The 8,476-nt window shown below is 44.1% G+C and carries 12 protein-coding genes and 1 pseudogene; 11 read left to right on the top strand and 2 right to left on the bottom strand.

Features of this window, described 5'->3' with window-relative positions; translation table 11 throughout:
- The coding region (locus tag QUB44_RS12625; RefSeq protein WP_333367543.1) for a calcium-binding protein at window positions 1–905 on the bottom strand (905 nt) is incomplete at its 3' end.
- A 534-nt stretch (window positions 906–1,439) separates the two neighbouring features.
- Here QUB44_RS12625 and QUB44_RS12620 point away from each other — a divergent pair.
- From QUB44_RS12620 to QUB44_RS12580, 10 genes and pseudogenes are all read left to right on the top strand, one after another.
- Entirely contained in the window at window positions 1,440–1,928 is a 489-nt protein-coding gene (locus tag QUB44_RS12620; RefSeq protein ID WP_333367540.1) for a helix-turn-helix domain-containing protein, read from the top strand.
- A gap of 30 nt (window positions 1,929–1,958) precedes the next feature.
- The gene (locus QUB44_RS12615; RefSeq protein ID WP_333367537.1) at window positions 1,959–2,093 is read left to right on the top strand and encodes a hypothetical protein; all 135 of its coding nucleotides are present in this window, start codon (window positions 1,959–1,961) and stop codon (window positions 2,091–2,093) included.
- Window positions 2,094–2,268: 175 nt separating this feature from the next.
- Window positions 2,269–2,526 carry a type II toxin-antitoxin system ParD family antitoxin gene (locus tag QUB44_RS12610; protein WP_333199092.1) on the top strand — a complete coding sequence of 86 codons (258 nt, stop codon included), beginning with the start codon at window positions 2,269–2,271 and terminating at the stop codon, window positions 2,524–2,526.
- 6 nt (window positions 2,527–2,532) lie between these two features.
- Window positions 2,533–2,835 (top strand): annotated as a pseudogene (locus QUB44_RS12605) (type II toxin-antitoxin system RelE/ParE family toxin).
- Window positions 2,836–3,088: 253 nt separating this feature from the next.
- Window positions 3,089–3,448, top strand: a complete 360-nt coding sequence (locus tag QUB44_RS12600) for a hypothetical protein (RefSeq protein ID WP_333367534.1) — start codon at window positions 3,089–3,091, stop codon at window positions 3,446–3,448.
- 32 nt (window positions 3,449–3,480) lie between these two features.
- The gene (locus tag QUB44_RS12595) at window positions 3,481–3,873 is read left to right on the top strand and encodes an HNH endonuclease signature motif containing protein (protein ID WP_333367531.1); all 393 of its coding nucleotides are present in this window, start codon (window positions 3,481–3,483) and stop codon (window positions 3,871–3,873) included.
- Between the two features lie 170 nt (window positions 3,874–4,043).
- Window positions 4,044–4,175, top strand: coding sequence for a hypothetical protein (locus QUB44_RS12590; RefSeq protein WP_333367528.1), 132 nt, complete (start codon window positions 4,044–4,046; stop codon window positions 4,173–4,175).
- A gap of 39 nt (window positions 4,176–4,214) precedes the next feature.
- Window positions 4,215–4,460 (top strand): hypothetical protein, encoded by a 246-nt coding sequence (locus tag QUB44_RS31160; protein WP_445299895.1) that lies wholly within the window; start codon window positions 4,215–4,217, stop codon window positions 4,458–4,460.
- A 356-nt stretch (window positions 4,461–4,816) separates the two neighbouring features.
- Window positions 4,817–5,755, top strand: coding sequence for a UDP-glucuronic acid decarboxylase family protein (locus QUB44_RS12585; RefSeq protein ID WP_333038674.1), 939 nt, complete (start codon window positions 4,817–4,819; stop codon window positions 5,753–5,755).
- Window positions 5,756–5,889: 134 nt separating this feature from the next.
- The gene (locus tag QUB44_RS12580) at window positions 5,890–7,278 is read left to right on the top strand and encodes a UDP-glucose/GDP-mannose dehydrogenase family protein (protein WP_333367525.1); all 1,389 of its coding nucleotides are present in this window, start codon (window positions 5,890–5,892) and stop codon (window positions 7,276–7,278) included.
- 105 nt (window positions 7,279–7,383) lie between these two features.
- On the opposite strand, the gene QUB44_RS12575 is transcribed toward QUB44_RS12580, so the two are convergent.
- Entirely contained in the window at window positions 7,384–7,854 is a 471-nt protein-coding gene (locus QUB44_RS12575) for a hypothetical protein (RefSeq protein WP_333367523.1), read from the bottom strand.
- A gap of 298 nt (window positions 7,855–8,152) precedes the next feature.
- Here QUB44_RS12575 and QUB44_RS12570 point away from each other — a divergent pair, with 298 nt between their 5' ends.
- Window positions 8,153–8,371 carry a helix-turn-helix domain-containing protein gene (locus tag QUB44_RS12570; RefSeq protein ID WP_006632503.1) on the top strand — a complete coding sequence of 73 codons (219 nt, stop codon included), beginning with the start codon at window positions 8,153–8,155 and terminating at the stop codon, window positions 8,369–8,371.
- Window positions 8,372–8,476: the final 105 nt, after the last annotated feature.

Genomic DNA, 8,476 nt, shown 5'->3' with positions numbered 1-8,476 from the left:
GTCGGAGTCGTCACAGGTGTCGGAGTCGTCACAGGTGTCGGAGTCGTCACAGGTGTCGGAGTCGTCACAGGTGTCGGAGTCGTTGCACTTGGGGTGATTGAAGGCTTCGGCTCCGGTGTCGGAGTCGTCACAGGCGTCGGAGCAGGTGTCGGCGCAGGTGTCGGAGTCGGCGCAGGTGTCGGTGCAGGTGTCGGTGCAGGCGTCGGAGTCGTCACAGGCGTCGGAGTCGGCAAAGGCGCAGGCGTCAGACTCACAATCCCGCTAGAATCAGCAATAGTCAATCTGGCGTCACCCTCCAAAACTGCCAAATATTGCCTTGTTAACTCATCCTGAATAATCGTGTAGCCAGCATTAACCCCTGTTCCCACATAAATCTTGAGGTCATCAAAGGCAAGATCGTTCGTTAACTTAATTACATCCTCACCCTCTGTATAATCAACAATCAAATCGGCATCCGAAAGCTCAGAACCCCCAGTATTTTTACCAATAAAAAAAGTGTCGTTACCATTCCCCCCAGTTAATGTATCTGCTCCCTTATCTCCATAGAGAATGTCATTCCCGAAGTTGCCAAACAAGCTGTCATTACCTTTACCACCGTAAACTGTATCGTTATCTATTCCGCCATTAACTGTATCCTCGCCTTCGTTGCCGTATATCAAGTTATCTCCAGCATTAGCAAATAGCCGATCGTCACCTTTGCCGCCGTAAACTGTATCATTACCTTTGCCACCGTAGACGGTATCATTACCTTCATTACCGTATAGCTTGTCATCTCCTTGCTGGCCGTAGATTAAGTCGTCTCCATCACGGCCAAACACTAAGTCAGAGCCTTGTTGTCCAAATATTAAATCTGCATCGGGGGTGCCATTGAGAGTATCGTCAGCCAACGTTCCATTAATGTTCATGTTGCAATCTCAGTGTGAATACTAGATTTATCCCTATTCGAGCTACAAGTCTTTCTCCATCTCTGAAAAAATGACTTGCTAGCCTGTATTTTTAGATCCTGCGATCGCCCTAAAGTTATGCGAAGTCAGGGATTTGCTATCTAAACAAAACTCTTGCATAGCAAAGCTTTCGTCGCGATCGCACTCACAAAGAACTCAGTCTGCAGAAGGCGCATTGCAGCCTCCCATTTATTTATCAGGGGCAAATCCAGAAAATTATGCAAAATCCCAGAAAATAAATTAAAAAAATTACTGGCAGTGGCCGAAACTAGAGTCAAAGCGAGAAACTTACCAAAGTTCAGCCTTACTCCCCTGTCGGGTCGCTAACTGTAGTCAGTCACGGCTAAAAAGCCATCCCACAAAGGTTTTGACTTTTAAATTTCATTACTTGCGCTTTAGCATTCACTTATCATACGCTAGCTGAGTCTGGCAATAACCTGACACTCATCAGGAGTTATGTTATAATTCCATCAGGAAATTTAGAGACACCCATCTATGGCATCCACAAACAATTGCTTCGTCGAAGCCGAAAGCCGCTGGGACTTAAAAACTCTGTACTCGGACTTGGCCGCCGTTAAGGGAAAGCCTCTCACCCCCGTAGAAAAGCTGCATCTGCGGGGGTTGCTTTGTGGCTACAGTCCCGCTGAAATCGCCGAAAAGCTGCGAAAAAATCCCAAGGGAGTTGAAACTGACCTGTGTGCCACTATTTATAAATACGTTAAAGCCTTTGTGGGTAAAGGCATTGAAAAAATAGAAAACTGGAGAAATATTGCTGAATGGCTTGAGGATGCTGGATATAAAACTAAGCCCCCTGCTAAATTACCTCTTCAAAACGGTTTATCAGAAAATAGTAAAGTTAATGTAACTAATATAAGTTTTGAGAACAATCAAATAACAATTGATGTTTTCCTACAAATAACTGTACCGCTACCTTCAGAACTGCCAATACAAAATCTAGACATCAACGATAACAACGGTAACTAAAATTTTGCTGCTATTCAACAGATTGGTAGGGTGAAGCGACTAAAATCAGGAAGCGCGATCGCACCTTTACCCGATCGCGCGGGGCGAGATCGCACACTGCATTTCTCACAAAAGGGCGATCGCGCTTCAATTGTGCTAGGATTCCAAGAGAGCATCAGTGACTAAAAACAATAGCAAGAATTACCATTCAAATTCGCGACGAACTAGCGATTGCGATCGATAAATAGTAGTAGGTATTGCTAGTGCAACGTAACGCATCAGTCATAGATTAGAATAGAATAGAGACAAACGTGCAATCCCCCCAAACTGCAATAAAACAATAGCCAGCCGATCTTTACCTATGAGTATCACCCTCACCCCTGAACAAGAACAACTCATCCAAGCCCAACTCGCTAGCGGGCGCTATACCAACGTTACCGAAATCATTGCTGACGCGCTACGGCTGCTGGAAAAACGCGATCGATACAATCGCTGGGTAGAAGAAGTTTGCGCCAAAATCGACATCGCCGCCACACAACTCGATCGCGGTGAAGGAGTGGATGGTGAAACGGCGATAGCTCAAATTAGAGCCAAATTTCACAAAGCTCGATCGGTATAATCGCTGATGAGCCAATATATCATCTCACCTGAAGCTATTCGCGACCTTGACGAAATCGCAGACTATTTCGTCGCACGCAACGTTGAAGCAGGCGAACGATTCATCGATGAATTCACTAAAAAATGCCGCTAGTTGACACAATTTCCTCTGATGGGACGCACTTATAGTCAACTTCGCCCCTACTTGCGCGGTATTCCTGTGCAAAACTACATTATCTTTTACCGCATCGCGAACGATGGAATTGAAATTATGAGAATTATCAGAGGCGATCGGGATTTAGAAGCTTTTTTTGAAGAAAATGGAGCATAGGTTAGGAATCAAATGACTGAAGAATAACTCCTTAAGTTATAGGAAAAAATTGATGCAGGTGTGAAAGTAGCAATTGCCGAAGCAATTGAAAAACACCGCAGACTAGGACAATCAATTAGTATCTGGCGTGATGGTAAAATCGTGACTATAACTGCTGCTGAGATTCCACCGCTATCCAATAATGACACTATATAATTATAATTCCCCTCGTCTATTGTGCTAGGATTAGGTTAGAGCGTCAGTGAGTAAAAAAATGGCAACAATTACCCTTCAAATTCCCGACGAACTAGCACTGCGGCTAGATACTCTCAAAGATGAGTTACCACAGATTTTGATGCTGGGATTGAGGGAAGTCGAAGCCAATCCTTCAAGCGGATTTTCTGGACTCACGAAGATATTAGAATTTATAGCAAGTTTACCCTCGCCACAAGAAATATTAGCCCTGCGTTTATCCGTCGATCTTCAAGCTGAAATCGATACTTTATTAGAGAAAAACCGCACGGAAGGACTCACGCCGATCGAGCAGCGCCTGTGGCAACAATACGAATTTGTCGAACATTTAGTACGCATTGCCAAAGCGCAAGCCCTGCTGAAACTGAGCGAGGCTGCATGAGTAAAACCTAAGTTTCAGCTAGTCTGCGACGAATGGTATGCGATCGCGCCAACGGATACTGCGAATATTGTTTAATCCCAGAAACACTAGCCCTCTCATCTCATCAAATAGACCATATCATTGCAGAAAAACACAGTGGCGAAACAGTAGAAAATAATCTGGCTTTGTCTTGCTCAATTTGTAACAAAAATAAAGGCAGCAACATTGCCTCGATCGATCCAGAAACGGATGAAGTGGTTCGACTTTACAACCCTCGAAAAGATAGCTGGGAAGACCATTTTCAACTTCAAACTGAAAGTGGTACAATCGAACCTCTAACTGCGATCTGTCGAGTCACTGTGCGTTTATTGCAGGTTAATCGTGCAGAATGTCTGACCGAACGTAAGCTATCAATCAAAATTCGATCGTTAACAAAACCCAATTAAGCGATTGTGTTCAAGCCACACCATAACCTCTATAGCAAGTCTATTTGAGTCGTGAATGTAGAACCACCTGAAACGTTTGTGATGATTGAATCCATTGTTTACAAATCAAATGGTTTTGCTATATATTGAATTTGAGCTAGAAGACTATGAGTAAAAGTTGAAGCGCAATTATGCCAAATATTTACATTATTGGCGGCCCTAACGGTTCAGGTAAAACGACTGTTTTCCTGAGATTATTACCTTATTTTTTAGAATGTTTTGAATATGTAAATGCAGATGCGATCGCCGCCGGGATGTCCTAATTCAATCCAGAGTCAGTCGCCATCCTCGCAGGACACTTAATGATACAAAGATTGCGAACTTTATCAGACTCTGGCACTGATTTCGCTTTCGAGACAACTTTAGCAGCTCGTAACTTTGCTCGATTCTTGAGCAACTGTAAAACTAAAGGCTACACAATCAACCGGATTTACTTCTGGCTGCAATCTCCAGAAATCCCAATTCAACGGGTGCAACCCAGGGTTGAAAGTAGCAGAAATTCTCTTCCCGAAATCGACATAATTTCTCTCATATTGCTTTTCAGATAAATCGACCCTGGTTTTTTCAAATAAGCCCGTGAAGCGCAGCTATCCCCTAGGGCATCGGCCAACCTGAGACCGAAGTCATCAAATAACCAATAACCATTAACAAATAACAGAACTAATGTCAAGAGTGTTTTTTCGGAAATATTAAAGCTTAAATAAAAATTGCTACCGACATTTGCGAATTATAGCACTTTGTTCAAAGTATTTGAGAATGCTAAGTTAATTAAAGATTCTATAAAAGTGACGCATAAGTCTTTACATTGTCGATCGCAATTTTGTTATTCTATTAGAAAGTTTCATTCTAGCGACTGAATTTTTGTACCCCAGTCCTACCCCTAAACAGAACGGCAGTTTCCACAATGAGAATTTTAGTCACAGGCGGTGCGGGTTTCCTCGGTTCCCACCTAATCGATCGCTTAATGGCCCAAGGACATGAGGTAGTCTGCCTGGATAATTTTTACACCGGGACTAAACGCAATATCCTCAAATGGCTCGACAACCCGTATTTTGAGCTGATCCGCCACGACATCACGGAACCGATTCGGTTAGAGGTAGATCAGATTTACCATCTGGCTTGTCCCGCTTCCCCCATACACTATCAGTACAACCCTGTCAAGACAATTAAAACAAACGTCATCGGCACGATGAATATGTTGGGATTGGCAAAACGGGTAAAAGCAAGATTTTTTCTCGCTTCCACTTCCGAAGTGTACGGAGATCCTGACGTACATCCACAAACAGAAGATTATCGTGGCAACGTTAATTGTATCGGGATCAGATCGTGTTATGACGAAGGGAAGCGAGTAGCTGAAACCTTATCTTTTGATTACCACCGTCAAAATGGGGTAGACATTCGAGTTGTCCGAATTTTCAATACCTACGGCCCCCGGATGTTGGAAAATGACGGCAGAGTAGTGAGCAATTTTATTGCTCAAGCTTTGCGGAATCAACCACTGACTGTATACGGCGACGGTTCCCAAACACGTAGTTTTTGCTACGTTTCTGATTTGGTGGAAGGATTCATTCGTTTGATGAATAGCGACCAAATCGGGCCGATGAATCTGGGAAATCCCGGCGAATACACTATATTGGAACTGGCACAAAAAATTCAAAACACGATTAATCCAGGGGCAGAAATTATCTTTAAACCGCTGCCGGAAGACGATCCAAAACAGAGACAACCGGATATTACTCGTGCTAAAAATTGGTTGGGGTGGGAGCCAACTGTACCGCTGGATCAAGGTTTAGAGTTGACTATAAAGGATTTTCGCGATCGCATTGAGGGAAACCAAAAGTAGAGACTGGGAGAGGGGGAGACTGGGAGAGTGGGGGAGGGGAAAAATCTTCCTTATTCCCAATTCCCAATTCCCAATTCCCGATTCCCAATTCCCGATTGCCATCTGATTTTTTTACTAACTTTGAGGAGATTTCTATGCAGGTTTGCGTCATCGGTACAGGATATGTTGGCTTAGTCACCGGCACTTGTTTGGCCCACATCGGCCACCACGTGATTTGCGTAGACAACAACGAAGAAAAAGTTAAATTAATGAAGTCTGGACAGTCGCCTATTTTTGAACCTGGACTGTCTGAATTAATGTCCTCTGCATCTGCGTCTGGCAATCTAGAATTTACTTCAGATTTAGCAGCAGGAGTGGCTCACGGGGACATTTTGTTTATTGCCGTGGGGACGCCTCCTTTGCCTACTGGGGAAAGCGATACTCGCTACGTGGAAGCGGTTGCTCGTGGAATTGGAGCTCACCTTGACGGCGATTACAAAGTAATCGTAAACAAATCGACAGTGCCCATCGGTTCGGGAGATTGGGTGCGAAGAATTGTACTAGACGGTTTAGCAGAACGTCAAAAACCTCAAAGCGGTGATGGCGCTACTGGTGAGGAAGTGGCAGCAAAAACTGGTGTTCAATTTGATGTGGTTAGTAACCCTGAGTTTTTGCGGGAGGGCTGTGCTGTTTTCGATACTTTTAATCCCGATCGCATTGTTCTCGGCAGCAACTCTCGGCGGGCTATGGATATGATGCTACAGTTATACCGGCCGATTGTCGATCGCAAGTTTGCAGAAAATCCGTCTTTGCCAGAGGTTCCTGTGGTGATGACTGATATCAGTTCAGCGGAGATGATTAAGTACGCAGCTAATGCTTTTTTGGCTACGAAGATTAGCTTTATTAATGAAGTTGCTAATATTTGCGATCGCGTCGGTGCAGATGTTAGTCAAGTTGCCCGAGGTATCGGTTTAGATTCACGGATTGGCAACAAGTTTCTGCAAGCTGGCATTGGTTGGGGCGGTTCTTGTTTCCCCAAAGATGTCTCAGCTTTAGTTCACACTGCTGAGGATTACGGCTACGAGGCGCATTTGCTGAAAGCGGCAGTGGAAGTAAACGAACGCCAGCGGTTGATTGCTATTGAAAAATTGCAACAAGTTTTGAAGATTCTCAAAGGTAAAACAGTCGGACTTTTGGGTTTAACTTTCAAGCCGGATACTGACGATTTGCGGGATGCTCCTTCGCTAAATTTAATCGAGAGTTTGAACCGATTGGGAGCGAAAGTTAAAGCTTACGATCCGATTGTTTCTCAAACTGGGATGCGTCACGGTTTGTCGGGAGTTTTGGTAGAAACTGACCCGGAAAGGTTGGCAGACGGTTGCGATGCTTTGGTGCTGGTGACAGACTGGGAACAGTTTCGCAATTTAGATTACGATAAAATGGCGAAGTTGATGAATCATCCGGTGATGATTGATGGCCGCAATTTCTTAGACAAGAAACTTTTAGAAGCGGCTGGTTTCCAATATGTGGGAATTGGAAGGTAAAGAAGAGTTTTGAGTAGAATCTCTATTTCGTAGGGTGCGCCGAAGCGCACCTTACATTTATCTTGCTGGTGATCAACAAGCGCGGGTTTACTCGCCCCGACTGCTTTAAAAATTTTCCATCAATGCTTTTTCTTGAGCGTAAACATCTCGTAGCTGTTGCAGCGCTGAGGGAGAAATTACCGATTTCACTGTACCGACTAATTTACCCCACTCAAGCAAGCTGTCAACTGAAACAGCCGTTTTAAAGTTGTACGTATAGAATTTAGTCCAAAAATCTGGTGCTTGTGTCCGTTTCCAGCGTTTGTACCATGCGACAAAATCTTGAGCACAAGGCGATTTTACTTCTAATATTGGCGGAAAATCGGCGTAGCTGACAAATCGACTGAGGCCTTTGGCATGAACGTACACCACGTTGTGGCAGCAATCGATCCGGTATACCTGTTCGGGTGATATGTTGAACAGAAGTGCTACTGTTTCTTCGGTGACAAATCTCGATCGCGGATTGACGATCGACGATTTGTGAATAATTTTTGATGCGCCGATCGCTGATGATCTTAGCTGATTTTTTGATATCATTGTAGTTGCATCTGGTGGTAGTAGGTAAATCTATCTCTGCTAAGTGCGATCGACAGAAATAATCTGTCGGAATTAATTTTAGCTGGCGATCGTCTTTAGTTTCGTTGACTCCGCCGCAAAACGGAGACAAGCCCCGACTTCTGCCATGAGAGGCGCAAAATTTTCGACCAACGTTCAAGCTCCAAGATTCATCTTTAGAGTCAATCTAAAATCTAAAATCTAAAATCTAAAATCGAATGACCGGGGCGATCGCTTTTTGATATATTATACTAAATCCAAAATTTTGTAAATAGTGAATATGAGCAAAGGCTTAGTCAGATTGCGGGTTCGAGAGTTGGCGGCCGAGAAGGGATGGACGCTCAAGGAGGTTGCGGAGCGATCGGGCGTGGGCTACAGTACGATTAGCAATTATGCCCGTTCTCAGGGGATGGCAATGGTTGACTTTGCAGCAGTCCACAAGCTGGCTCGAACTTTTGATGTGATGATTGAGGATTTCGTGGTAATCCTCGAAAAATAATTTAACGTTTTGTTTAAATTCTAATGTACTAGGGCGTGTCATCAATTAGCAAGGTTGACAAAATGAACAAGGTGTGGAGCAAGATTCGGCTGACAGCCTAAGCCA

Source organism: Microcoleus sp. AT3-D2 (assembly GCF_036705715.1).
Lineage (GTDB): Bacteria > Cyanobacteriota > Cyanobacteriia > Cyanobacteriales > Microcoleaceae > Microcoleus.
The sequence above is the reverse complement of the archived record's forward strand: the minus strand, read 5'-3'. Positions and strand labels throughout refer to the sequence as shown.